Source organism: Glutamicibacter sp. AOP12-B1-11, from assembly GCF_052379245.1.
GTDB lineage: Bacteria > Actinomycetota > Actinomycetes > Actinomycetales > Micrococcaceae > Glutamicibacter.
The window spans coordinates 1-973 of record NZ_JBQSYL010000088.1 but is presented as its reverse complement, the minus strand read 5'-3'; the positions used below and the strand labels follow the sequence as shown (position 1 = coordinate 973).

1 pseudogene is annotated in these 973 nt (G+C 54.6%); it reads left to right on the top strand.

The window, feature by feature from the left end:
• Window positions 1–169: 169 nt before the first annotated feature.
• A pseudogene (locus tag ACT3UQ_RS19715) lies at window positions 170–973 on the top strand (IS3-like element ISAar3 family transposase); the annotation flags it as partial.

Below are 973 nucleotides of genomic sequence, written 5' to 3'. Positions count from 1 at the left end.
CTCCCAACAATCGGTAATAGTTTTGGGAAGCGAAGCGGGAACGGTTTTCGGAGTGTAGACAGACGCACTCGGATAATCATGCCATGGTTGGTTGGGTCCCCGGAAAGTAGTCCAGTGACTATGTGAGTACTCGTGTCCGACAATGGACACAGGAGGAATCACAGAAACAATGGCACGCAGACACACACCAGACCAGGTCATCGCTAAAGTCCGTCAAGGACAAAAGATGCTCAACGACGGACACCCGATGATCGAGGTCATCAAGGAACTTCAGATCACCGAAGCTACTTGGTACCGCTGGATCAACCAGTACGGGTCCGAGAAAAACGCTGAAGCCAGCAAACGTACCAAGGAGCTAGAGAAGGAAAACGCGCGCCTCAAGAAGCTGCTCGCTGATCAGATGCTCGCCAACGACATCCTTACTGAGGTTGCCAAGGGAAAATTCTAAGCCCCGAACCACGCCGCCGTGCTGTACGGATGGCGATGGAAAAATTCGCCGGCGTCCGAACGCTTCGCTTGCCACGTTCTGGGCCAGAACCGCTCGGCACTACGTAAGAAAAAAACACCGATGAGCTTTGACGAAGCGCAGCTACGAGCCGACTTGAGGGCTGTCGCGTCTAAGCATCCAACGTGGGGGTGGCGCAAAGCCCGCTGGCACTTGCTGGCCACCGAACGATGGAAAGACACTGTCTTGAACAGCAAGCGCATCCGACGATTATGGCGAGAAGAAGGTCTGGTTTGTAAGCCCAAGCGTCGAAAGAAGCGCCGCACCGGCCCAGACGCTGGGGAACAGAAGCGGTTGACCGCCGAGTACCCGATGCACGTGCTCAGCTTTGATTTCCAGTCGGATGTCACCTCTTGTGGCCGTCATATCCGGTTCTTCAATGTCATTGATGAGTACACGCGGACCGCTTTGGCGATCATTACCCGCAGGTCTTTTAAAGCTGCTGATGTGGTGGCTGTTTTGGAGGAC